Source organism: Pseudarthrobacter sp. Pseusp20, from assembly GCF_059492155.1.
Genome location: NZ_CP168521.1, coordinates 2,719,854 through 2,741,714, shown reverse-complemented (window position 1 = coordinate 2,741,714; position 21,861 = coordinate 2,719,854). Strand labels below are relative to the sequence as shown.

Below are 21,861 nucleotides of genomic sequence, written 5' to 3'. Positions count from 1 at the left end.
CCTCACTGCCCCGGCAGGGCATCGAGCGTGGTGAAGCCGTATCCTGCGGCAGCGGTGCGGTCAATGATCCGGGGGAGGGCGTCGGCGTCGAGGGTGGTGCCGTCGTCGGGATTGGACCCGATGTGCATGAGGACGATTTCACCGGGCTGCAGGCCGGCCTGGACGCGGTCGGCCACCGACTGCACGCTGGAACCTCCACTGGCGCCTTTCCAGCCCAGGGTGTCCACGGTCCACCTGACGGCCACGTAGCCCAGGGAGTTGACTGCAGCGATGGTGCGTGCGTCCCGCTCGCCGTAGGGGAAGCGGAACAGCGGCCTTGGATCGGCGCCGGCTGCCAGGATGGCCTGCTCGGCACCACGCACCTGTTGGAAGATCTGGTCGTTGCCCAGTCCGGTGAAGCCCGGGTGGGTCATGGAGTGGTTGGCCACCCGGTGCCCGGCGGCCACGATCTGCGCTACGGCCTGCGGGTTGTTCGCCGCCCAGTTGCCGGTCAGGAAAAACGTCCCGGCGACCCCCTTGGCGGCGAGGGTGGGCAGGATTTTGGGCAGTCCTGCCGCGTTGGCTCCGGCATCGAAGGTGAGGGCAACCACCCGGCCTGCCCCCGGGATGACGGTCAGGTCCTGGCCGCGGAGGGATTCCGGGAACGGCGCCGGTTGCGGGGGAGTACCCGGCTCCCGGGGTGGCGTCGGGCCGGCCGGTGGCTCCGTGGGCTGCGGTTCGGGAACCGGCGGCACGACGACCGGGGGCTCGACGGGAGCCTGGCCCGCTTCGGGTGTCTCCGTCTCCTGCGGCCCCGGCGCGGGGGTGGAGACGGTTGGGCTGGCTGTGCCGGGCTGGCTGGAGCCGCTGGGCAGCGGGGAGGGAGCCGTCGGTGATGCCGACGGCGGACCGGCCGAGGGCACCGGGAGCAACAGGGCCAGTGAAATGGCGAGGACCACCAGGGCGGCGGCGAGCGCTATGGCGGGTGTCCGCCGTCGTGCCTCACTGAGCGGCAATGCCATCACCCGTCCCGGAGGTCAGTACCTTTCCCGCCCGGACGTACCGTTCAGGACTCCTTGGAGCTGTGGGCTCCGCTCTCGGGCGTGTGGACCACCAGTACCGGGCAGTGGGCATGGGCCACGATGGCGGAGCTGACGGAGCCCAGGAGCAGGCCGCCGAACCCGCCGTGCCCGCGGCGCCCCACCACGATCATGTCGGCGTCCCGGCTGGCGTCGATCAGCGCCTCACGCGGATGGCCGCGGACAAGGGTCGAGGTGACGTTGGCCGGCATCTCGGCGCCGAAAGCCTGCACCATCGCGTCGTCCAGGACCTTCTTGGCGCCTTCCTCGAAGCCCTCAATGCCCATCATGACGTAGCCCGAGTACACCTGCGGGTACTCCCAGCAGGCGATCGCCTGGACCTTGGCGCCGAGGGGAGTGGCGAGCCGTTGGGCCTGGCGAAGTGCCTCCAGGGACGGTTCCGATCCGTCGACGCCCACCACGATCCTGGCAATTGGTGCCCCGGCTATGCTCATGTCTGCTCCCTCGTCGGACCCTCGCTGTCAGGCCCATCATGCCCGGATGCCTGCTGCGGGGCTAGGGCCGAAGGTCACGGCACCGCGGGGGCTCCCGCCGGTGGTGCCCCGGCCGCCGGAATCACCGGTCCGGGCCATTCAGGTTCGGTGGCTCCCTGGTCCAGCCGGAATGGCGGATATTCGTCCCGCATCAGCGCTGTGTAGGCAAGGACCCGGTAGATCCAGCGGTCGATGCCGAGGATGAAGTCAAACAGTGGGCGCTGGTAGCGGCCGGTGAACAGCAGGATCACTGCCGCGACCAGAACCAGCAGTCCCAGCAGGGACGGTCCCGCACTTTGCTCATAGGTGGCGCCAACGAAGGTGTTGTCCGCCCGCCACCGCCACGTGGTATTGGTAAACGCGGCCACCAGGAGCAGGTGCGGGATCGACAGGAGCCACCATTTCACCAGCACCAGCCCGCGGGACAGCCGTTCCGGGTAGTCAACGTCAAAGTCCGCAGGATAATTGGTGCGCTTGAGCGTAAACGGCGGGTAGAGGTCGGTGCCTACGGCGGCGTAGGCGTAGAAGGCCACCCGCCAGTTCCAGCGCATGACACCCACATTGAAGTCGAACAGTGCCCTGGGGTACCGGCCGGTGAACAGGATGGCGAAGCCCGCCACGATGGTGGTGATGACGAACGCAAACCAGAGGAAGAAGAGAAGGATGAAATGCGGTATGGCCAGGAACCACTTGACCAGCCACATCCATCGTGACAGTCCCGGATCGATGTCACCGAAAAGCCTTGCGGGGTAGGCGCGGCGGTCTTCGGCTGCCACGGTGAACGGCTGCGGCGGGGGTGCCACTCCGGGGGCGGCCGGCACTGCCTGCATCCCCGGTCCGGCCATCCCAGGCGCCTGCATCCCCGGTCCCGCCATCCCCGGGCCCGCCATCCCCGGGCCCGCCACCGCCGGGCCGCCCGGTGATGGTCCAACAGGTGGCGGCCCGGCATGCCGGCCCAGTCCCATGGCGCCGAAGACGATGAGGGGAATACCGATCACGAGGGCGATGAGGCCGCCCACCAGCAGGCCTGTGGCTGCCGGCCTGATGAGGTCTGAGCGGAAGCCGGCCTGTGCCTGGACATCAACACCGGAGGAGGCATCGGCATTCATCACCACCACTTCCCAGGTGCCCGGGGTGATGTTCCACGTCAGCTCCTGCTCGCCGGAGCCTGAAACGGACGCCGTCCAAAAGCGCTGGCCGGCCGGCGGCGATGCGGGGTTGCCGCCCGGAACGTCACGGTATTCGGCGCGGAAAGGCCGCTGCCGGATGTTCAGCAGCTCCGAGTGGTGCACACCTGACAGGTACTGTTCGACGTCGGCCTGCGGGCCGATGCCAATGAACACCGCTTTGTCGGGGGCCATTGATGCAATCCGCAGCCGCAGGGTACCGATGTCGAAAGGAAGCCTGCCCGGCACATCCTCGCCGATGGCCTCGGCCCGCGGAGAGGTGAGGGCAAAGGAACTGACGGAAAAACGGGATGTGCCGGAGGTCAGGTATCCGTCCCCCTGGATCGATCCCACCGCCGATGCCACGGCTCCTCCCGCCAGCGCGGCCAGTCCCGGAAGAGAGATCAGGATGCCGAGGACCAGCATGATGATGGCGGCGGGTTTTTTCATGGCGTGGAACCTTCCGCTGTAGGGGAGGATGTGGAGCCGGAAGAAGGACCAGCAGGCGCTGCGGCCTAAAGGGGGCTGTGAACGGTGTCAGTACGGGTAATGATCGTGGGGCACGGGAGGTGCCTGAGCACGCCGTGTGCGGTCGAACCGAGCAAAAGGCGCTTGAAGGCGCCCCGGCCGCGGCTGCCCACCACAAGCAGCCGTGCCCCGGCTGCGGCCTCGACAAGGGCGTCCACCGCGTTTTTTTCCCTGTCGAGCCGCTGGTGCACGGTCAGGTCCGGGTAGTCTTCCTTGAGCCCGGCCACGGTTTCGGAGAGCACGACGCGTTCTTCGTCCACGATGAGGTCCGCGAGCGCCCCCGGCGTCAGGCCGGCGTCGATGATGGGATCGGGCGCATTGACGGCGTAGACGACGGTGAGTTCGTCTCCCTCGCGGTCGGCCTCGGCCGCGGCGAAGGCGACGGCCCGCGTTGCCTCGGCAGACCCGTCAACGCCGACCACCACACCGGACCTGCCTTCGAGGTCCTGGGTCCCGACGACGGCGACAGGGACTTTGGCGGCGGTCGCCACCTGGAGTGCGCGGTCGGCGAGGGCCCCGCCAAGGTGCCCGCTGCCGGAGCCGATGACCATCATCGAGGTCTTCTTCGAATACTTGGCCAGCTGGCCGCCCACGCTTCCGGTGAGCAGTTCCGTAGTCGGCGTGACCGTCACGGTTCCTTCGAGCCTGCCGGCGGCGGTCGTGAGCAGTTCCTCGCCGGCCTGCTGGAGCGTTCCAAACCAGGGGTAGGGTTCAGCTACCCACCGGTCGTCGACGACGTGGAGGATCACCAGCGGCAGGTGCGTCCGGTGGGCGCGGCGGGCCGCCCACAGGACCGCGGCCTGGCTTTGCGCTGAGTCGTTGGTGCCCACAGCGATGGGTTTCTGGGATGTCATGGCCGCACTTCCTGGTCGTCTTGAACTGGTCTTCCTGCCTTTCAAGACTGGCCCCGCCGCCACCGGCACTCTAGGGCCAAAAGTCACGGAAGCGCTGTTCAGGCCGCCCTGCGGCCTTGGCGCGCGGCCGGGAACCGCCGTTTGTCCGCTTGGGACGGAAATGCGGTGGCTGTTCACAGGCATACCGTTCCTCAGTATGCTTACTATTATCCGCCCGGAGCCCATGAGAAAGGCATCATCATGACTGAACAGAACGTCCCCGACGATGAGTTGGAAGTTGTGCAGGAAGACGACGTTCTTCTCGACGAGACTCCCGGCGCGGCATCGTCACTGGAGCTCGATCCCGTCGACGGGGAACCTGACAGCTACCCCGGGGCTGCAGAGAACAATCCGGACCGCTGGCAGGAGGACCCGCTGCTGCAGGACGAAGCAGTCTCGGGGGAGGAGCAGGACTTCCTGAGTGACCAGACGCTGCGGGACGAAAGCGCGCAGGCCCGGTACCGCTCCGGCGATGAGCAGGTTCCGCCGGACACACCCACGCTGGGTGAAGCAGCAGCCGACGTCGATTTCGGCGGGAATCCCACCTGCCTGGAAGCAGACGCAAGCGACGACGAGGAAAACTTTGGCGGCTCGCCCCTTAGTGAGTTTGAGCCGGACGACCTGGAACGCTAGCAATCCCGGGGCCGGGTGCGCCCGGGCCCGGTCCGCAGGGAAGGAGACCCATGCACTCCAAGGAGTTGTTGCTCGAGGCGTTTGACCGCCTCCCCGGCCTGGTGGGGCAGGTACTGGACGGGCTGGATGAGGAGCAGCTGCAGCTGCGTCCTGCAGGCCAAGGCAATTCCATCGCCTGGCTGGTCTGGCACATGGGACGGGTGGAAGATGCGCAGGTTGCGTCCGCCTCGGGATTGGAGCAGGTCTGGAAGGCCGAAGGATTCGTAACCCGCTTCGGGCTCCCGCTGGCGGACAGTGATACGGGCTACGGCCACTCAAGCCAGCAGGTGGACGCAGTCCGCGCGCCCCGGGAACTCCTGCGGGAGTATTACCTGGCCGTTCACCGGCAGACTGCCAGGGTCCTGGAAGGTATCGGGGATTCCGACCTGGACCGTGTGGTCGACAGGCGCTGGGATCCGCCCGTCACCCTGGGCGTGCGGCTGGTCAGCATCCTGGGGGACTGCCTTCAGCACGGCGGCCAGGCCGCCTACGCCAAAGGGTTGCTTGCAGCGTCAGATTCCAACGGTGCGTGAACTCGTAGTGCTGGGCACTGCGTCCCAGGTTCCCACGCGGACCCGCAACCACAACGGCTACTTCCTGCGCTGGGACGGCGAAGGGCTGCTTTTCGATCCCGGCGAGGGTACCCAGCGCCAGATGATCCATGCGGGAGTGGCGGCGGGCACCATCACCAGGATCTGCCTTACGCACGTGCACGGGGACCATTGCTTCGGCCTTCCCGGGGTGCTCTCCCGGATGGTTTTGGACGGCGTGGCGCACCCGGTCCACCTGCATTATCCGGCGTCCGGTGACCAGGTGGTCAGGGCCCTGGTGGGTCTCAGCCCGCCCGGGCTTGACGTGAGGCTCCATCCACATGGCGGCGCCGGTGCCGTGGCGGACAGGCTTGAGGTCCGGCCCCTCAATCACCGCATCGAGACATACGGCTACCTGCTCACCGAGCCAGATGGCCGCACGTTCCTGCCGGAGAGCCTGCGGGCGGCGGGCATCGAAGGGCCCGACGTGGGCCTGCTGCAGCGCGAAGGGGTCCTCGGAGCGGCCAGGCTGGAAGAGGTCAGTATTCCCAGGCCGGGCCAGCGCTTCGCTTTCATCATGGATACCGCACCGTGCCACGGTGCCGAAGAACTGGCAGCAGGCACGGACCTGCTGGTGGCCGAGTCCACGTTCAGTGACGACGACGTCGGCCTGGCCCGGCAATACCTGCACCTGACCGCCGGGCAGGCAGGGGAACTTGCGGCGTCCGGGAAGTCCCGGATGCTGGTGCTCACCCACTTCTCCGCACGCTATGGCGACGGCGTCCCGCACCTCGCGGAGCAGGCACGGGCGCAGGCTCCGGGAACCACGGTCATTGCCGCTGAGGACCTGCAGCACATTGCCGTTCCCCGCCGCCGGCAACCGGCACGGGAAGCAGCGGGCGGAACTACGGCGATAGGGTTAAGCCATGACGGCAGCAGCTGAATCCACGGTCACTTTTGACGGCCGTTTCGCCCGGGAACTGTCGGAACTCGCCGTTCCCTGGCAGGCCGAGGAAGCCCCCAGCCCCGAGCTCCTGGTCCTGAACGACAGGCTCGCACGCGACCTGGGCCCGGACCCAGGGTACCTTCGCAGTCCCGAAGGGGTGCGGCTCCTGGTGGGCAACCACGTTCCGGCGGGCGCCACCCCGGTGGCGCAGGCCTACGCGGGCCACCAGTTCGGCGGCTACTCTCCGCTGCTTGGCGACGGACGCGCCCTGCTGCTTGGTGAGGTCACGGACAAAGGCGGCCGCCTCCTGGACCTCCATCTCAAAGGCTCGGGGCGCACGCCGTTTGCCCGCGCCGGGGACGGACGTGCCGTCGTCGGGCCCATGCTCCGTGAGTACGTGGTAAGTGAAGCCATGCATGCCCTGCACATTCCCACCACCCGCTCGCTCGCCGTCGTGGCAACTGGCCGGCAGGTCAGGCGTGACGGCATGCTGCCCGGTGCGGTCCTGGCGCGGGTTGCCGGCAGCCACCTGCGCGTCGGCAGCTTCCAGTACGCGCGGGCCACGGAAAACTTCGAGCTGCTGAAGCGGCTGGCGGATTTCGCCATCGGCAGGCACTACCCGCACGCTGCCGGCGCCCCAAACCCCTACCTGGAGTTGTTCGCCTCGGTGGTCTCCGCCCAGGCGGACCTGGTGGCCCGGTGGATGCTGGTGGGGTTCGTGCACGGGGTCATGAATACGGACAATATGACCATCTCAGGGGAAACCATCGACTACGGCCCGTGCGCGTTCATGGATGTGTTCAATCCCGCCGCTGTCTACAGTTCCATCGACGTCAGCGGACGCTACGCCTACGCCAACCAGCCGGTGCTGGCCGAATGGAACCTTGCACGGCTGGCGGAGGCAATGCTGCCGCTGATCGACGGGGACCAGGAAAAGGCGGTTGCCCCCGCGGTGGAGGTACTTGGCGGATTCCGCGGACAGTACAGCCAGGCGTGGTCCGGCGGCATGAAGGCCAAGCTGGGCCTGTCGGGGGATGCGGACAGCGACGCCGCCTCCGCCCTGGTGGACGGTGCCATTGCCATCCTGAAGGACGGGCCGGTGGACTACACCTTGTTCTTCCGGAACCTGGGCAAGGCCGCGCGGGGGGACCTCCGTCCCGTGCGCGGCATGGTCCTGGACCTTGAAGCGTTCGACGCCTGGGCGGAGCGGTGGCAGGCCCTGGGGCCCGACGCGGAACTGATGGACAGCGTGAACCCTGCCTATATTCCGCGGAACCACCTCGTGGAAGAGGCGCTGTCCGCCGCCACTGACGGAAACCTGGCTCCCCTGCAGCAGTTGCTCGAGGCCGTCGGCAGCCCCTTCGCCGAGCGGCCGGGCCTGGAACGCTACGCCGAAGGTGCCCCTGAGGATTTCGGCACCTACATGACCTTCTGCGGGACGTGACTGTTCAGCGGTACGGTGCGGAAATGACAGGAGGGCGGCAGCCGGGAATACCCGGCTGCCGCCCTCCTGTCTAAGAACAGCTTTGCTGTTTAGTACCAGCCTGCTGCTGCCAAAGCGTTGCGAAGGCTAGGCTACGCGGACTGCGGAGTAGCCGCCGAGCCAGCTGATGGAGTGGACCTCGGTGCTGTAGCCGTTGACGCCGCCGCTCACAACCTGGCCGTTGCCGGCGTACACGCCCACGTGGCCGGAGGTGATGATCAGGTCGCCGGGGGCGGGAGCGCCGACAACGGTTCCGTACTGGAAGAACTGCGTGGGGGCCAGGTCGCCGACGGACTTGCCGACGGAGCGCAGGGCCTTCTCAACCATTGCGGTGCAGTCCTGGTTCACGCCGACCTGGCTGTAAGCGGATGCCAGGATGGCAGCGCCGGTCCCGGTGCCGGTGGACGCCGCCGGGGCGGCTGAGGCGTAGGACATGTTCATGCCGGTGTTTGCCGGTGCGGTTGCGGCTGCCGTCTGGACGGGAGCTGCTGCCGGCGCCGGGGCTGCGGTGTGGCCAGCGCCGGGGATCTGGATCTGGTCACCGGGGTAGATGATGGAGGACAGTCCCAGTCCGTTGGCGGCCAGGACGTCGTTGAGGCTGACGCCATGGGCGGCCGCGATGGCCCCGATGGTGTCGCCGGACACCACCGTGTGGACGGTTCCTGCTGCTGCGACGGGTGCTGCTGCCGGGGCAGGTGCGGAGTATGCCTGGACGCTGGTGTTCTCAGTGGTGTCCGGGCCGGTGACACCTGCATGGGCCGGGGCTCCGACGCCAAAGGCAATACCGGACGCTGCAGCAACGGCAAGCGCCGGACGGCCCAGCGAACGGGCCTGGGACTTGGCGGTTACGGCGAGGCCCTCGAGCACAATGGAGCGGGCCGGAGTCGCGCGGTGACGGGCAGTGGTGGAAATTTTTGACACAGTTGATCGCCTCTCCCATGCCTGCGGGGTGAGCTGTCGGGTTCGGGCTGGAGATACCCGGCCGGTAGCTGGCTCCGCGGGCGGAGGCGCTAACGACTTAACCCCAAGGCCACATGTGGCCGTAGAAACTTGGTTCCCCCGTCCCTGCCAAACGGAAAGCGGTTGAATCCCATGATCAGCGGCAGGGCTCGGCATGCTGACGGGAATGTCCCGTCTGAGAGGGACACCAAACGACCATAACCCGCGCTGCCCCCGATTGTCACATTTGGATAACATACGAGGCTCCCCTCTCAATTGCGCAAACGTCTTGATGTACTTCGCATTTCGGGCGGTGACCTCGACCGATGCAGGCAGGGTCTTTATCGCTGCAAACGGTAACAATGTGGCCACGGACGCGCCCTCGGGGGCCGCGCCGGACGGTAAGCTTCGGGACTATGCCCCTGTTCGTGACCAGCCGAGGGATCCCGCTCCTCGGTGGCGTGCTGGCCATCGCCCTGGCCGCCGCCACCGTGCTGCCGGCCGCAGCGGAGGAGCCGCCGCCCGGCGGATATCCCTCCTGGTCGGATGTGCAGCAGGCGCAGTCGTCCGAAGCGGCAAAAGCGGCAGAAATTGCCACCATCGACGGGCTCTTGACCGGCCTGCAGGCGCAGTCGGAGGCAGCCGGGGACGCAGCTGTACGGTCGGCCGCCGAATACGCTGCCGCGGATGCAGAGCTCCAGTCCGCCACATCACGCCTGGAAACCCTGTCCGCACGGGCCGCCCGCGCAAACGACGAAGTGGCCCGGTACCGGAAGGACCTCGGCGCCCTGGCCGTGCAGTCGTACAAGACAGGCGGGACCAACGCCGGGTTCTTCGTGGCGCTGGACGCCCTGGGGACCAACAGCGTCCAGGGCCTCAACCTCGTCAAGCTCGTGGGGGACAAGACGGCCGCGTTGGTGGTCAAGGCGGCGGCGGCCGGAAAGGTATCCGCTGCCCTGGTGGAACAGGAAAAGGTTGCCAGGAGCGAACGGGAGCGCCTGTCCGGGGAGGCAAGGGCAAAAGCCGGGGCAGCCAGTTCCGCCAGGGACGCACTGGCACGGCAGGTGGCCGAGGAGCAGCGGCACGGCGGCGAGCTAACGGCCCAGCTTGCCGCCCTGAAAGGGACGACGGCGGCGCTTGAGGGGGAGTACCGCCAAGGCCAGGCTGCGCTGGCTGCCTACGAGGCGGCCCAGGCGGCCAAGCGCGCCGCAGCGGAGGAGCAGGCCCGCCGCCAGGCCGAAGCGGCCGCCAAGGCTGCCGCGGCGGCCGCCCAGCAGCCCAGGCCGCCCGCACCAGCCGCCCCAGCCGCCGTGGGCGGCAATCCTGTCCCGGTGAATCCAGCCCCTGCCAATCCTGTCCCGGCCAACCCTCCGCCGGCCAACCCTCCGCCCGCCAACCCTGTCCCTTCCGTTCCGGAGGCGCCGCCAGCCGAGCCGACCCTGCCAAGCCCGCCCGCCGTCGTCGTGCCTTCCATTCCCGGCGGAGCGGTCAACGATCCGGCAGGGGCGAAAAGCTACGCGTCCGGACGCCTTGCCGCTTTCGGCTGGGGCCAGGACCAGTTACTGTGCCTGGCCCAGCTGTGGACCAAGGAATCCAACTGGCTGACCACCGCCACCAACGCGTGGTCCGGGGCCTACGGAATTGCCCAGGCACTGCCGCCCGGCAAGTATGCCAGCGCCGGGAGCGACTGGCTGACCAGCTACCGGACGCAGATCGAATGGGGCCTGGGCTACATCCGTGACCGCTACGGGTCGCCCTGCGGGGCATGGAACCATTCCGTATCCCTGAACTGGTACTGACTGACGCGCTAGGCTTTCCCCATGCCAGATTTCGAACGGTTCCGTGCACTGCTCGAAGAGGAGCGGACGCGGCGGATGGCGCTGCTGCCGGCGCTGCGGGCGGACATCGACGCTGCGAATTCGGCCCGCCAGGACTCCAACGTCGACGACGAACACGATCCGGAGGGCGCCACGATCGCCTTCGAGCTGTCACAGGCATCGGCGCTGCTGAAACAAAGCTCGGCGGGGCTGGACCAGATTGAAGCTGCCCTGGCCCGGCTGGCCGCGGGGACCTATGGCATCTGTGCGGTGTGCGGGGAACCCATCGCCGAGGGCAGGCTGGAAGCCCGGCCCTGGACCCCGTTCTGCATCCACCACGCCTCCGCGGGGCGCGCGCGGTGACCGGCACGGCGGACGTGGTGTCCGCTGCGGCGGAATTTGTTGACCGTACCCTCCAGAATGAGGGCGCCTGGTACCGCGCGGACGACGTCGCACACCGCCTGGGCGGTGTGCTGGCCTCGTATGGTTCCTCCGTGGGCGCCGTCCGTGGAACCGTGCGCGACGCCCTGCGCAAATTCAAGGACCTGGACCACGACGCAACCGTGATGCTGGCCTCTGCCCTCTGGGGACAGCCGGGGCCCGGCTCCCGCCCGGTTTTCGAGCGCCGCCTTGCCGCCGTGGTGCTGCTGCAGTCACGGGTGCGGCTCCTGCAGCATTCGGACCTGACCCGGCTGGAAGGCTTCCTCCGCTCCGCCCACACAGCGGATCTGACCGCGCCCCTGCTCTCCGATGTCCTGATGCCGCTGCTGGCAGGGCTGGGGGAGCGTGAACGGCAGCGGGCCCGCGGTGTGGTGGAACGGTGGAGCGGGGACCCGGACGCCCATCTTCAGGCGGCGGCCGCTGCCCTCATGAAGGAACTGACTTTCTAAAAGCGGACGAATGAAGGAGATCCACATGAATGAGCCGTTTGATCTTGGGCGATTTGTTGCCGCCCAAAACACCGGCGGAACCTATGACCAGGCGTTGGGGGAGCTGCAGGTCGGCCGGAAGTCCGGGCACTGGATGTGGTTCATCTTCCCGCAGATTGCCGGGCTGGGGCAGAGCGCCATGTCACGTAAATACGCCATCTCTTCACTGGCTGAAGCCCGGGCCTACCTGGACCACGAAGTCCTGGGCCCGCGGCTTCTCGAGTGTGCCACGGTCCTGGCCAACCATGCCGACCAGCCGGCCGAGAACATCTTCGGTGGCATCGACGCCAGGAAACTCCGCTCCTCCATGACACTGTTCCTCCGGGCAGCACCCGGAGAAACAGTGTTCAAGACTGTCCTGGCCCAGTTCTTCAACGGCGAGCCGGACCCTGCCACCGACGAGCTCCTGGCGGCGCAGGACGCAGCCGGCTGACCACACGGACCGGGGCAGCCGGAGCGCGGCTGGCTGCTAGGGCGTGGGGCTGCCGCCGTTGACGTTCAGCGTTTCGCCCACGACGTAGCTGGACTCCGGCGACGCCAGGAAGACGTAGGCGGGGGCCAGTTCGGCGGGCTGGCCGGCACGGCCCAGGGGCGTGGACTGGCCGAACTCCGGCAGCTGCTCCTTGGGCTGGCCGCTGCTGACCTGCAGGGGCGTCCAGATGGGGCCGGGGGCCACAGCGTTCACCCGGATGCCCTTGGGCGCAAGCTGCTGGGCCAGGCCCTTGGTGAAGTTGTTGATGCCCGCCTTGGTGGTGGCATAGTCCACCAGGGTGGGGGACGGGTTGTAGGCCTGGATGGACGTGGTGTTGATGATGGTCGAACCCGCAGGCATATGCGGCACGGCGGCCTTGGTCACCCAGAACATCGCGTAGACATTGGTCTTCAGGGTGTGGTCGAACTGCTCGTCGGAAATGTCCTGCAGGTCCTCTTGGGCCACCTGTTTCCCGGCATTGTTGACCAGGATATCCACCCCGCCCAGGACCGCCACCGCCGTTTCCACCAGGTCGCGGCATGCCGCCGAATCCTTGAGGTCAGCGGGCACCTTGACGGCCTTGCGGCCGGCCGCTTCAATGATTCCGGCGATGCGCGAGGCGTCCGCTTCTTCCTGCGGCAGGTAGGACAGCACGACGTCGGCGCCTTCCCTTGCAAAGGCGATCGCCGTCGCGGCCCCGATGCCGGAGTCCGCGCCGGTGACGATGGCCCGGCGGCCTTCCAGCCGGCCGGTGCCGCGGTAGGTCTCCTCGCCCAGGTCGGCCTTGGGTTCGAGTTCTGCATCCAGCCCCGGCTCGGGCTGGTGCTGCCTGGGCGGGGAGATTTTTTCGTAGGCCGTCACGGGATTGCGGAAGGTGTACTGGTCAGTCATGGTGGTCCTCCTGGTCGTGCGGACACGGGCTGGTTCGTCGCCCCGGGTACTGAAGCAGCCCGCGATTTGCACCGTTACAGGAAGGCAAAAAGCTAAGCATGCTTACGGTTCCTAGCCTAGGCAGAGAGGCCGCCTCATGCCAAGCGGCGCGGCGGGTCAGTCACGCTGGACCGTGACCAGCCGGACCTCGGCCAACTGACCGCCGTCGACCTTGGCCTCCATGAACGTGCACGCCGGCTGGCGGCGGCGGTCCGTGGGCGACCCGGGGTTCAGCAGCCGCAGGCCGTTCGGCGACACCGTGTCCCACGGGATGTGGCTGTGGCCGAACACCAGGACATCGGCGTCGGGAAAGAGCGCATCGCACCGCACTTCGCGGCCCTTGGCCGGCCCCGTCTCATGGACCACCGCAAAGCGGACTCCGTCCAGGTTGGCAGTTGCCGTTTCGGGCAGGCGCCGGCGCAATTCGGGCCCATCGTTATTGCCAAAAACACCCAGCAGCCGGTTGCTCCGGCGTTCGAATTCGTCCAGCAGGGCTGCCTCCACCCAGTCGCCCGCGTGGAATACGACATCGGCATTTTCGACGGCGGACCACACCTGTTCCGGCAGGTCCCTGGCGCGTCTGGGTATGTGGGTATCGGCGAGCAGGATGAGGTTCAACGGCATACCGGAATCCTGCCATGGTGCCCTGTTCCCACGCGGCCACGAGTCGTAATCTGGGGGCTGGGAGGTGATTGCCATGGAGGCAGCCCAAGGCGACCGTATTGTCGTGCACGGCAGGACCGTGGGGTCCTCGGACCGGCATGGGGTGATTCTTGAAGTCCGTGGCGAGGGCGGCAGCCCACCATATGTGGTCCGCTTTGACGACGGGCATGAAACCGTCATGTATCCCGGCGGTGATTTCGCCGTCGACCACGGAAGCAAGACCTGACGGGGCCGGCGGGATTCCGCCCGCCCCCTGACCCGCCCCACCGCCTGGCCCGCCGGTGCTTCACCTGCGGGTGCTTCACCTGTCAGACTGGAGCGATGGATCTCTTTCCGTCCGCCAGCACGTCCTCCACTCCGCCGCCGCGCACCGGCCCGCGCGACCCGGGCGACGCATGGGTGGAGGGGGAACGCGGCCGGTACTGGGGCAGGTTCGGCGCGGCCGGCGTCCTGGCCTACGACCCCGGCAAAGGTGTGCTGCTGCAGCACCGCGCCGTCTGGAGCCACAACGGTGGAACTTGGGGCCTGCCCGGCGGGGCACTGCACCAGGGCGAGGAACCGGTCGACGGTGCCCTCCGCGAAGCCTACGAGGAAGCTGCCGTCCCGCCGGAGAGCGTGGAAGTGCTGTTCACCTCCGTGCTGGACCACGGCTACTGGTCCTACACCACCGTGGTGGTGCTGGTGCGGGAATCCTTCGAGCCCGTCATCAGCGATCCCGAAAGCATCGCACTGCTCTGGATTCCCACAGCCGAGGTGGACGCACTGGAGCTGCACCCCGGATTCGCGGCGTCGTGGCCGGACCTGCTGGCGCGGCTGGACACCCAGGATCCCTGATAAGCCTTTCCTGGACTGCCCACCCTGGAAGTTGGACTGACGGACCGGGCTGCCCTGCGGGCGTGTGTAGGTATCCCTGGCGCGAAATTAGGTACCCGTTACTGGTGCTGTCCGCATGTGCAGGCCGTTATGCTCCAAGCTACGGCGAAGTCGGGGCTGCTTGATCTCTGGGCAGGTAAACCGGACAACCACCGTATTAGCCCTGACATGTCCCATTTTTGGGGCCATCTCCGGTTGGCTGAATCCACATCCCAGCCACGAAGCAAGGTTGGTGAGCCAGTTGCCCATTCCGCTCCTGTCACCGGGTGCCACGTCACAGCCAGGCTTACTGCCGGGCCGGACTCCTGCGGGGGTCCAGATCCCTGCCATTACACAGCGACATCAATATCCTGCATTCTTCGGCATGGTGGCGCATGCGGCGCGGGAGCGCGTCCTCCCGGTACCCGGGCGGCGTGAGGACCAAGATGCCGCGCTCCGCCGCCGGTAGTGCCTTCGCCCGGCTTCGGGGCAGCCGGGCCCAGGATCCCCGCCATGCCCTGGCGCCCCAGGCAGGAGACACCATGACCGCCGTGCTCGATGCCCCCGGACGCAACGGTAGGCGCCTGCGGCCCCGCGATGTGGTCTTCGCACTGGCAGGTGTCGTATCGCTGGTGCTCGCCGCAGGGGCGGCCTCCACCGTGGACCTGCCCGTCAACAGCGACCTCGGGCTCGTTGCCGTCCTGCCCTATCCGTACTGGATAGGGCTCCTGCTGATCAATCTCACCTTCATCGCGGCGCTGCGGGGGGACGCCCGGGGCCCGGCGGGTCGCGCAGTGATGGTGTGGCTCCTCGCAGTGCTGGTTGTGGAGCTGTTTGGGACCGCAGCGTTTGTGACCGACATACCGCGGGGCGAAGTAGCGTTCAGGCATTTGGGCATTGCCGACGCACTATCAAGCACGCAGGTCATAGATCCTGACATTGACGCGTACTTCAACTGGCCGGGTTTCTTTGCCCTCCTGGCCACGGTCATCAAGGCATCCGGCCTCCAACCGGTGAGCATAGCCCTGTGGGCTCCTGTGTTCGACGTTGGGCTGTGGCTCATGGCCCTGGCAGTGCTTACCCGGACCTTGACCGCTGATCCGCGACGGCGTTGGCTGGTGCTCTGGCTTTTTTGCCTGGGGAACTGGCAGGACCAGGACTATCTGTCCCCGCAGGCCTTCGCTTTCTTCCTGTACCTCATCCTGATCGCACTGCTCGTCGGACCATTGGCCGCGAACCCCGGCACTTTCCGTGGCTTCCGGCCCGCCGACCTGGCGGTTTGGTGGCGGGGCCGGTCCCCCTGGGAGCAAAGGCCGCAGCACCGGGTGAGCGCTTTCGTGGTGGCCCTCCTGCTTGTCGCTGTGATCTGTGCAAGCCACCAGCTGACACCCTTCATGATGCTCATTGCCATGACCGCCCTCAGCCTCAGTGGGCGTCTCTGGTCCAGCCGGCTGCCGCTGATCACTGCTGTGGTGCTTGTACTCTGGCTGGTTTACCCGGCAAGTGCCTATCTCATTGGACACCCGCCCCTTGAGGACGCAGGATTCCAGGGTGCGGTTGCGGCTAATGTCGTTGACCGCGTCACCGGGACCCCGGGCCATTCGCTCGTAGTGAAAGTCCGAATGGTCCTGACCCTCGTGCTGTGGGTCCTCGCGGCGGCAGGGGCGGTACGGGACTGGCGTAGGAAGCGGCTTGACATCCGGGTGGTCCTGCTTGCAGCCACCCCGCTCCTGCTGTTCCCGATGCAGTCATACGGCGGGGAAATGCTCATCCGCGTCTCCCTGTTCGCGCTGCCCTTCGTCGCCCTGCAGGCGTCCTCGGCCCTGCTGCCAAGGGAGGGCGGAACGCGCCTTCCTTTCCTGGCCGTGTTGGCCCTCGTGCCCACCTTCCTGCTGCTGACCTTGTTGATCGAGACCAGCAGGTTCGGGAATACGAAGTTCGACATCTTCACCGACAGTGAGATGGCCGCCGTGGCCGAAGTGGAGCGGATCGCGCCTCACGGGGCGGCCATTATTTCCGCTGCCCACCCAACACCATGGCGCAGCGATGCCTACCTGGAACACCGGTACCGGACCATGGACGAGTTGTGCCGGCGGGACTTGTCAGCAGCGAGCTGCGGCCCAATCTTCTATAACTACGGCCGGCACAACCCTGCCGGCGCCTTTGTGCTGCTCATGCGGTCAACAGAGGCAAGCCTCGAGCTCCAGGGCCAGAGCACCGAACGCAACTCCAAGGAATTGGAAGACTGGCTAAAGGCCCAAGGAGGCGTGGAGCTCATATTCAGTAACGCCGACGCCCGAATCTACCGGTTGCCGTCGCCCTGATCCTTTAGTAGCCCTCGCCGTACTCGGCGGTCACCAGGATGGGCAGGTGATCGGAGTTTCCGCGCGGCAGGGTTTCCACGCTGGTGATGTCCAGGCCCAGGGACGTGGCAAAGTCGAAATGACCCTTGAACACCTTGTACCTGGTGTAGGTCCGCCTGTTGCTCAGCGAGAGGGCGTACCCCGAGTTCTTCATATGCATGTCCAGGTTCTTGGTGAAGAACGGATAGTTGAAGTCGCCCACCATCAGGGTCATCAACCCCTTGCCCATGCTCAGCAGTTCGGCGTGGGCTGCGTGGATCTGCTTCCTGCGCAGCGAGTTCGATGCGGTCAACGGGGCTGCGTGGAACGAGCCGATCACCAGTTCATGCTGGGTTTCGTTGTCCATCACCCGTGTTCCGATGAGCCGCTCATGGGCCGGGGCCAGCACCCGGTCATGCATGGATTTCTTTAAGGCGAAGGATTGCGTGTCCAATGCCGTGAACCGGGTGGTGCGGTAATAGATGGCCAGCCCCAGCCGGTTGCCCTTGGTGACGTCGGCCAGGTGCAGGGGACCAAGGGTCTCCGGCAGATCGCTGGAATCCACTTCCTGCAGGCACAGCGCATCGATGTCATGGTTCCGTGCCAGGGCAAGAAGCTCGCCGCTGGCCTTGTGCTTGCGGAGGTTATAGCTGATGACGCGCATGGAACCTCTTTTGGGTTGCTGACAGGACCAGTTCCTGAGTCTAGTCCGATTGGCACCCGCACCCTCCAACATTTCGTGGCCTTGCCGCAGCGTGCCTTCCACGGCCGGAGGATAGAGTTAGTGCCAATTCACTGAAATTCCGTAAGGGGCCAGCCTTGACTGCAGACCTGTCCGAACTCGCCGGGGGCAACTTCTATTACCAGGACCTTGGCGGCGGCCTGTTCCGGTCCACCATCCACGCCCAGGGCGCCTGGAACGCCCACGAACAGCACATGGCTCCCGCTTCCGGGTTGATGGCAGATGTCCTGGAACGGCACCAGCCGCGCGGGGACATGCGGATGGCCCGGATCAGCTACGAAATCCTTGGGCTGATTCCCGGCGGCGAGTTCCGCATTGACACCACCACCCTGCGGCCCGGCAGGACCATCGAACTGGTCCAGGCCGAGCTGGTGGCCGGGGGCCGGACCGCGATCCGTGCCACCGGCTGGCGCCTGCAGACCAGTGACACCGCAGGGGTGGCCGCCGTCGAGGACGCGGCGATACCGGGGCCCGATGAATGCAAACCCTATGACGGCTCCGCCGTGTGGCCCGGAGGCTACATCCGGTCCCTCGAAATGCGGGTGGCCGAAGGGCACCGGCCGGGCGCCGGGAAAGTATGGCTCCGCACCGACCACCCGCTGACCGACCGGGCGGACAGCGGTGACTTCCCGCGGCTCATGGGTCTGGTGGATACCGCCAACGGCATTGCCGCCCGGGTACCTCCGGGCAAGGACAGCTATGCGTTCCCCAACCTGGACCTGCAGATCCACATGTACCGCAGGCCCGAGGGGGAGTGGCTGGGGCTGGACAACGCGGTGTCGTTCGGCCGCGACGGGATCGGGCTGACCTCCACCGTGCTGCACGACCGGCAGGGCCCGTTCGGCCGCGCTGAACAAATCCTGACCCTGCGCAAATCCTGACCCGGCGCACGTCCTGACAAGTACGCGGGCGGTGGCCGGCTGCTGGTTGTCCGCGGGCAGCATCCTTGCTCCTGGTATGGTGCGCGGCGTATATCGCTGAGTATCGTTGTATATCGTTCGCGATCGGCAAAGGAGTCCATCATGCGTGCTTCACACCCCACAGGGGGATTCGGCGGAAACAATCTGGACGGCATGTGGCAGGCCGTGGAGGAATTGCGCGCCCGTTTCGACAAACGGGTGGGAACCCGCGCCGGGAAGGGAGAGGTGCGGGCAGCGGTGCTGGCACTGCTCGCGGAACGGCCCATGCATGGGTACCAGATCATCCGGGAGATCGAGGAGCGCAGCGGCGGCAGCTGGAAACCGAGCGCGGGTTCTGTCTACCCCACGCTGCAGCTGCTGGCCGATGAAGGGTCCATCAGCGCCGAGGAATCCAACGGGCGGAAGATCTACTCGCTGACCGAAGCCGGCCGTGAGGAGGTGGCGGCCCAGCGGGGATCTGCGCCATGGGATCCGGCGGCCTCCATGGGCGGAGGCGGCATCGCTTCCCTTCCCAAGGCCGGGATTGAACTGGCCCAGGCTGCGGCGCAGGTAGGCCGAACCGGTTCAGCGGAACAGGTGCAGCAGGCAGTGGCAGTGCTGGACGAGGCCCGCCGCCGGCTCTACGCCATCCTCGCCCGGGACTGATCGGGTGTCGTCGATCCTCCAAGCCAGGGACGACCCGCAGCGCCCGTTGAGGCAGCACCGCGGGCGCTACCGGCGGATCCTGCGCTTCGCCGCCTGGAACCTTGCAACCACGTGGTGGTTTGAGCTGTTCCTGCCGCGGATAGGGCTTGGTGGCGTCGCCGCCCGGACGCGCTCCCGAAGGATGCGGCAGTTTGCCCGGCGGTTCCATGACCTGGCCGTGGAACTCGGGGGCCTGATGATCAAGGTGGGCCAGTTCCTGTCCTCCCGGCTCGACGTCCTGCCTCCGGAGATCACCAAAGAGCTCGAAGGGCTGCAGGACGAGGTGCCGCCGGTGGCCTTCCCGGGAATCGCCGCCCTGGCGGGACAGGAACTGGGTGCACCGCCGGACCAGGTTTTCGCCTCCGTGGACGAGTCTCCGATTGCAGCCGCCTCGCTGGGACAGGCCCACCGGGCCCGCCTGGACCCCCTGGATGCCGGGGACACTGGACTGGATGCCGTGGTCCTGAAAGTTCAGCGTCCGGGCATCGGCGCCATCGTCGACGTCGACCTTGCCGCGCTGCGGAAAGTAGCCGGCTGGCTCAGCCACGTCCGGCTCGTCTCCCGCCGCGCCGACATGCGTGCCCTGGTAGAGGAATTCGCCATGATCAGCCTGCAGGAGATTGATTACCTGCACGAGGCAGTCAACGCCGAGCGCTTTGCGGCTGACTTTGCCGGTGATGACCGGGTGGCGGTACCGGAAGTTGTCTGGGAACGGACAACCCGCCGTGTACTCACCCTTGAGGATGTCACGGCCATCAAGATCACCGATGCCCGTGCGCTCCGTGCCGCGGGCATCGATCCCGCCACGGTGGCCCCGGTTTTTGCCGCCATCATGTTCGACCAGCTGTTCACCAACGGCTTCTTCCATGCGGACCCGCACCCTGGGAACATTTTCGTCACTCCAGTCCGTGCAGGCGCAGGCGAACGCCCCTGGAAACTGACGTTCATTGACTTCGGCATGATGGGCGAGGTTACCCCATCCACGCGCAGCGGCCTGCGGAAGCTCCTGATCGCAGCAGCCGCACGCGACGGCAAGGGACTCGTGGCGGCGATCAACGACGTCGGCGTCCTGATGCCGTCGGCGGACAGCGTGGGCCTGGAACGCGCCATGACCCAGCTCTTTGCCCGCTTCGGCGGCATGGGCTTTGCCGAGCTCCGCGAAGTCGACCCCCGGGAGTTCCGGGATTTCGCGGTGGAGTTCGGCGACGTGGTCCGCTCGCTGCCGTTCCAGCTGCCGGAGAATTTCCTGCTGATCATTCGAGCCATGTCCCTGACCTCCGGTGTGTGCAGCGCGCTGGATGAACGTTTCAACCTCTGGGACTCGGTGGAACCCTACGCGGCGCAGCTGCTGCGCGACGAGCGCGGCAACGTGGTGCAGGACGTGGCCCGGCAGGCGCTCGATGCCGCCGGTATTGCCTTGCGCCTGCCCGGCAGGCTGGACGCGCTGGCCGGCCGGCTTGAGGAGGGGTCGCTGGAGGTGGCTGTTCCGCGGCTGGAGCGGCAGGCGGCGCGGCTGGAACGGGCGGGACGGCGCGCGGCCTCCGCCGTGGTTTTCGCTGCCCTGCTGGTGGCCGGCGCCATCGTCCGCGCCGACGACCTGGCGGCCGGGAACGCGCTGATGGCCGCGTCGTCCCTTCCGCTGCTGCACGCCCTGTGGGCCGGGCGCCGGGTTCGTTAAGGCGGTTGCCGCCGTCGGGCGTAACCTAGGGATGGCCTGCCCGCACCCGACCCAGGAGTTTCGCAACAATGCACCACACCGGTACTGGACTCCGCACGCTTACCGTGGTGCGGCAGGACGTGTCCCTCGGCGCGGGCCGTGACCTCGAATTCGGCCTGGAGCTGCTGGCCAGGGCCAGGAGCGGCGGCATCGGCCCCACCCTGCGGCTGTACCGGCCGGCTCCCACTGTGGCGTTCGGGCAGCGGGACACCCGCCTGCCCGGCTTTGACGCCGCCGCCCGGGCCTGCCGGGACAACGGCTTCGAACCCCTGGTCCGGCGGGCGGGGGGACGCGCGGCCGCCTACCACCGTGGCACCCTTGTGTTGGACCATATCGAACCGGACGCGGACGCCGTCGCCGGTTCCAAAACCAGGTTCGGTTACTTCGGTGAGCTCTTTGCGCAGGCGCTGCGGGGCGTTGGGGTGCAGGCGGCGGTGGGGGAAATCCCAGGCGAGTACTGTCCCGGTGAATTCAGCGTGCATGGAACGGATCCAGCGGACAACTCCCGGCGGGTGAAACTGGTGGGTACCGCGCAGCGTGTGGTCTCGGGTGGCTGGCTCTTCAGCTCCGTCATCGTGGTGGAGGATTCCGCGCCGATCCGCAAGGTCCTCACCGACAGCTATGCCGCGCTCGGCCTGGACTGGGACCCGGCAACCGCCGGTGCCGCCAACGACCTGGTGCCCGGCCTTGACGTGGCAGCCGTTGAGCGGTCCCTGCTGGAAACATATGCGGGCCATGCCACCCTGGAAACTGCTTCCTTCAGCAGCCTGGGGGCATGACCCGCACTAAAGTTGCGGCGATGCCGCGCCTTGGGCCGGTCAGGCAGCCAGCCGGCTCTTGACCTCGGCAGCAGACGGGTTGGTGGCTGCGGAGCCGTCCGGGAAAAGCACGGTGGGAACCGTACGGTTGCCCCCGTTCAGCTGCTCCACGAGTTCGGCAGTGCCGTCCACCTCTTCGATGTTGACTTCCGTGTAGCCGATGCCCTGCGCGTCCAGCTGCTTCTTGAGCCGGTTGCAGTAGCCGCACCAGGTGGTGGAGAACATCGTGATGGTGCCGGATTCGGGAGTGAAGTCCACAGGGATCT

The 21,861-nt window shown here is 67.1% G+C and carries 24 protein-coding genes and 1 riboswitch; of the genes, 15 read left to right on the top strand and 9 right to left on the bottom strand.

Translation table 11 applies throughout. The annotated features are described in order from the left end of the window. Positions 1–2 precede the first annotated feature (2 nt). The 4 genes from ACEN9K_RS12605 to ACEN9K_RS12590 all read right to left on the bottom strand — a co-directional run bounded on the left by ACEN9K_RS12605 (position 3) and on the right by ACEN9K_RS12590 (position 4,100). On the bottom strand, positions 3–1,001 hold the full coding sequence (locus tag ACEN9K_RS12605; protein ID WP_056390549.1) for a polysaccharide deacetylase family protein: 999 nt from the start codon (positions 999–1,001) through the stop codon (positions 3–5). A gap of 44 nt (positions 1,002–1,045) precedes the next feature. Then, on the bottom strand, positions 1,046–1,513 hold the full coding sequence (locus ACEN9K_RS12600) for a universal stress protein (RefSeq protein WP_056390546.1): 468 nt from the start codon (positions 1,511–1,513) through the stop codon (positions 1,046–1,048). Between the two features lie 74 nt (positions 1,514–1,587). Continuing rightward, a complete protein-coding gene (locus ACEN9K_RS12595; protein WP_495634485.1) occupies positions 1,588–3,168 on the bottom strand; it encodes a DUF4389 domain-containing protein in 1,581 nt (526 codons plus the stop codon). A 65-nt stretch (positions 3,169–3,233) separates the two neighbouring features. Next, complete coding sequence (locus tag ACEN9K_RS12590) at positions 3,234–4,100, bottom strand: universal stress protein (RefSeq protein WP_495634484.1); 867 nt, start codon at positions 4,098–4,100, stop codon at positions 3,234–3,236. 240 nt (positions 4,101–4,340) lie between these two features. Between ACEN9K_RS12590 and ACEN9K_RS12585 the strand changes: the two genes are divergently transcribed. The 4 genes from ACEN9K_RS12585 to ACEN9K_RS12570 are packed head-to-tail and all read left to right on the top strand — an operon-like array spanning position 4,341 to position 7,731. After that, positions 4,341–4,772: a hypothetical protein gene (locus ACEN9K_RS12585; protein WP_495634483.1), complete on the top strand. Its 432-nt coding sequence runs from the start codon at positions 4,341–4,343 to the stop codon at positions 4,770–4,772. Positions 4,773–4,822: 50 nt separating this feature from the next. Continuing rightward, positions 4,823–5,344: a mycothiol transferase gene (locus ACEN9K_RS12580; protein WP_134164685.1), complete on the top strand. Its 522-nt coding sequence runs from the start codon at positions 4,823–4,825 to the stop codon at positions 5,342–5,344. Then, positions 5,337–6,284: a ribonuclease Z gene (locus ACEN9K_RS12575; protein ID WP_495634482.1), complete on the top strand. Its 948-nt coding sequence runs from the start codon at positions 5,337–5,339 to the stop codon at positions 6,282–6,284. The genes ACEN9K_RS12580 and ACEN9K_RS12575 overlap by 8 nt, the downstream gene beginning before the upstream one ends. Next, positions 6,268–7,731, top strand: a complete 1,464-nt coding sequence (locus ACEN9K_RS12570) for a protein adenylyltransferase SelO (protein WP_495634481.1) — start codon at positions 6,268–6,270, stop codon at positions 7,729–7,731. The genes ACEN9K_RS12575 and ACEN9K_RS12570 overlap by 17 nt, the downstream gene beginning before the upstream one ends. Before the next feature lie 126 nt (positions 7,732–7,857). Here the strand turns inward: ACEN9K_RS12570 and ACEN9K_RS12565 are convergent, their stop codons facing one another. Beyond that, complete coding sequence (locus ACEN9K_RS12565; protein ID WP_018769371.1) at positions 7,858–8,691, bottom strand: C40 family peptidase; 834 nt, start codon at positions 8,689–8,691, stop codon at positions 7,858–7,860. A 3-nt stretch (positions 8,692–8,694) separates the two neighbouring features. Next, a riboswitch (cyclic di-AMP (ydaO/yuaA leader) is annotated at positions 8,695–8,865 on the bottom strand. Positions 8,866–9,137: 272 nt separating this feature from the next. Here ACEN9K_RS12565 and ACEN9K_RS12560 point away from each other — a divergent pair. Genes ACEN9K_RS12560 through ACEN9K_RS12545 form a run of 4 tightly spaced genes read left to right on the top strand, consistent with a single transcriptional unit; the run spans position 9,138 to position 11,888 of the window. Continuing rightward, positions 9,138–10,508 (top strand): aggregation-promoting factor C-terminal-like domain-containing protein, encoded by a 1,371-nt coding sequence (locus ACEN9K_RS12560; protein WP_495634480.1) that lies wholly within the window; start codon positions 9,138–9,140, stop codon positions 10,506–10,508. A gap of 21 nt (positions 10,509–10,529) precedes the next feature. After that, positions 10,530–10,889, top strand: coding sequence for a TraR/DksA family transcriptional regulator (locus ACEN9K_RS12555; protein ID WP_018769369.1), 360 nt, complete (start codon positions 10,530–10,532; stop codon positions 10,887–10,889). Continuing rightward, positions 10,886–11,416, top strand: a complete 531-nt coding sequence (locus tag ACEN9K_RS12550) for a DNA alkylation repair protein (RefSeq protein WP_134164690.1) — start codon at positions 10,886–10,888, stop codon at positions 11,414–11,416. The genes ACEN9K_RS12555 and ACEN9K_RS12550 overlap by 4 nt, the downstream gene beginning before the upstream one ends. Positions 11,417–11,441: 25 nt before the next feature. Further along, positions 11,442–11,888, top strand: a complete 447-nt coding sequence (locus tag ACEN9K_RS12545) for a DUF1810 domain-containing protein (protein WP_495634479.1) — start codon at positions 11,442–11,444, stop codon at positions 11,886–11,888. Positions 11,889–11,924: 36 nt separating this feature from the next. Here ACEN9K_RS12545 and ACEN9K_RS12540 read toward each other — a convergent pair whose 3' ends face one another. After that, a complete protein-coding gene (locus tag ACEN9K_RS12540) occupies positions 11,925–12,818 on the bottom strand; it encodes a glucose 1-dehydrogenase (protein WP_056390519.1) in 894 nt (297 codons plus the stop codon). Between the two features lie 156 nt (positions 12,819–12,974). Beyond that, on the bottom strand, positions 12,975–13,481 hold the full coding sequence (locus tag ACEN9K_RS12535) for a metallophosphoesterase family protein (protein ID WP_495634478.1): 507 nt from the start codon (positions 13,479–13,481) through the stop codon (positions 12,975–12,977). 73 nt (positions 13,482–13,554) lie between these two features. On the opposite strand from ACEN9K_RS12535, the gene ACEN9K_RS12530 reads away from it, so the two are divergent. From ACEN9K_RS12530 to ACEN9K_RS12520, 3 genes are all read left to right on the top strand, one after another. Beyond that, a complete protein-coding gene (locus tag ACEN9K_RS12530; RefSeq protein ID WP_134164691.1) occupies positions 13,555–13,746 on the top strand; it encodes a DUF1918 domain-containing protein in 192 nt (63 codons plus the stop codon). 95 nt (positions 13,747–13,841) lie between these two features. Further along, the gene (locus ACEN9K_RS12525) at positions 13,842–14,354 is read left to right on the top strand and encodes an NUDIX domain-containing protein (RefSeq protein WP_018769363.1); all 513 of its coding nucleotides are present in this window, start codon (positions 13,842–13,844) and stop codon (positions 14,352–14,354) included. Between the two features lie 413 nt (positions 14,355–14,767). Beyond that, positions 14,768–16,696: a glycosyltransferase gene (locus ACEN9K_RS12520; RefSeq protein WP_495634477.1), complete on the top strand. Its 1,929-nt coding sequence runs from the start codon at positions 14,768–14,770 to the stop codon at positions 16,694–16,696. Between the two features lie 4 nt (positions 16,697–16,700). Here the strand turns inward: ACEN9K_RS12520 and ACEN9K_RS12515 are convergent, their stop codons facing one another. Next, complete coding sequence (locus ACEN9K_RS12515) at positions 16,701–17,378, bottom strand: endonuclease/exonuclease/phosphatase family protein (RefSeq protein ID WP_018769361.1); 678 nt, start codon at positions 17,376–17,378, stop codon at positions 16,701–16,703. 155 nt (positions 17,379–17,533) lie between these two features. On the opposite strand from ACEN9K_RS12515, the gene ACEN9K_RS12510 reads away from it, so the two are divergent. The 4 genes from ACEN9K_RS12510 (at position 17,534) to ACEN9K_RS12495 (ending at position 21,556) form a co-directional block, all read left to right on the top strand. Further along, the gene (locus ACEN9K_RS12510; RefSeq protein WP_018769360.1) at positions 17,534–18,337 is read left to right on the top strand and encodes a thioesterase family protein; all 804 of its coding nucleotides are present in this window, start codon (positions 17,534–17,536) and stop codon (positions 18,335–18,337) included. A 141-nt stretch (positions 18,338–18,478) separates the two neighbouring features. Then, entirely contained in the window at positions 18,479–19,021 is a 543-nt protein-coding gene (locus tag ACEN9K_RS12505; RefSeq protein ID WP_018769359.1) for a PadR family transcriptional regulator, read from the top strand. A gap of 4 nt (positions 19,022–19,025) precedes the next feature. After that, a complete protein-coding gene (locus tag ACEN9K_RS12500) occupies positions 19,026–20,738 on the top strand; it encodes an ABC1 kinase family protein (protein ID WP_018769358.1) in 1,713 nt (570 codons plus the stop codon). 68 nt (positions 20,739–20,806) lie between these two features. Next, a complete protein-coding gene (locus ACEN9K_RS12495; RefSeq protein ID WP_495634476.1) occupies positions 20,807–21,556 on the top strand; it encodes a lipoate--protein ligase family protein in 750 nt (249 codons plus the stop codon). A gap of 39 nt (positions 21,557–21,595) precedes the next feature. Here ACEN9K_RS12495 and ACEN9K_RS12490 read toward each other — a convergent pair whose 3' ends face one another. Continuing rightward, the gene (locus ACEN9K_RS12490; RefSeq protein WP_018769356.1) at positions 21,596–21,853 is read right to left on the bottom strand and encodes a mycoredoxin; all 258 of its coding nucleotides are present in this window, start codon (positions 21,851–21,853) and stop codon (positions 21,596–21,598) included. Between the last annotated feature and the right edge of the window lie 8 nt (positions 21,854–21,861).

What these genes read in the sequence shown, in the direction of transcription:
- ACEN9K_RS12600 (WP_056390546.1), bottom strand. Translation starts at nt 1,513, where the DNA reads ATGAGCATAGCCGGGGCACCAATTGCCAGGATCGTGGTGGGCGTCGAC.
- ACEN9K_RS12525 (WP_018769363.1), top strand. Translation starts at nt 13,842, where the DNA reads ATGGATCTCTTTCCGTCCGCCAGCACGTCCTCCACTCCGCCGCCGCGC.
- ACEN9K_RS12570 (WP_495634481.1), top strand. Translation starts at nt 6,268, where the DNA reads ATGACGGCAGCAGCTGAATCCACGGTCACTTTTGACGGCCGTTTCGCC.
- ACEN9K_RS12545 (WP_495634479.1), top strand. Translation starts at nt 11,442, where the DNA reads ATGAATGAGCCGTTTGATCTTGGGCGATTTGTTGCCGCCCAAAACACC.
- ACEN9K_RS12590 (WP_495634484.1), bottom strand. Translation starts at nt 4,100, where the DNA reads ATGACATCCCAGAAACCCATCGCTGTGGGCACCAACGACTCAGCGCAA.
- ACEN9K_RS12585 (WP_495634483.1), top strand. Translation starts at nt 4,341, where the DNA reads ATGACTGAACAGAACGTCCCCGACGATGAGTTGGAAGTTGTGCAGGAA.
- ACEN9K_RS12605 (WP_056390549.1), bottom strand. Translation starts at nt 1,001, where the DNA reads ATGGCATTGCCGCTCAGTGAGGCACGACGGCGGACACCCGCCATAGCG.
- ACEN9K_RS12555 (WP_018769369.1), top strand. Translation starts at nt 10,530, where the DNA reads ATGCCAGATTTCGAACGGTTCCGTGCACTGCTCGAAGAGGAGCGGACG.
- ACEN9K_RS12530 (WP_134164691.1), top strand. Translation starts at nt 13,555, where the DNA reads ATGGAGGCAGCCCAAGGCGACCGTATTGTCGTGCACGGCAGGACCGTG.
- ACEN9K_RS12495 (WP_495634476.1), top strand. Translation starts at nt 20,807, where the DNA reads ATGCACCACACCGGTACTGGACTCCGCACGCTTACCGTGGTGCGGCAG.
- ACEN9K_RS12535 (WP_495634478.1), bottom strand. Translation starts at nt 13,481, where the DNA reads ATGCCGTTGAACCTCATCCTGCTCGCCGATACCCACATACCCAGACGC.
- ACEN9K_RS12540 (WP_056390519.1), bottom strand. Translation starts at nt 12,818, where the DNA reads ATGACTGACCAGTACACCTTCCGCAATCCCGTGACGGCCTACGAAAAA.
- ACEN9K_RS12505 (WP_018769359.1), top strand. Translation starts at nt 18,479, where the DNA reads ATGCGTGCTTCACACCCCACAGGGGGATTCGGCGGAAACAATCTGGAC.
- ACEN9K_RS12515 (WP_018769361.1), bottom strand. Translation starts at nt 17,378, where the DNA reads ATGCGCGTCATCAGCTATAACCTCCGCAAGCACAAGGCCAGCGGCGAG.
- ACEN9K_RS12520 (WP_495634477.1), top strand. Translation starts at nt 14,768, where the DNA reads ATGCGGCGCGGGAGCGCGTCCTCCCGGTACCCGGGCGGCGTGAGGACC.
- ACEN9K_RS12580 (WP_134164685.1), top strand. Translation starts at nt 4,823, where the DNA reads ATGCACTCCAAGGAGTTGTTGCTCGAGGCGTTTGACCGCCTCCCCGGC.
- ACEN9K_RS12595 (WP_495634485.1), bottom strand. Translation starts at nt 3,168, where the DNA reads ATGAAAAAACCCGCCGCCATCATCATGCTGGTCCTCGGCATCCTGATC.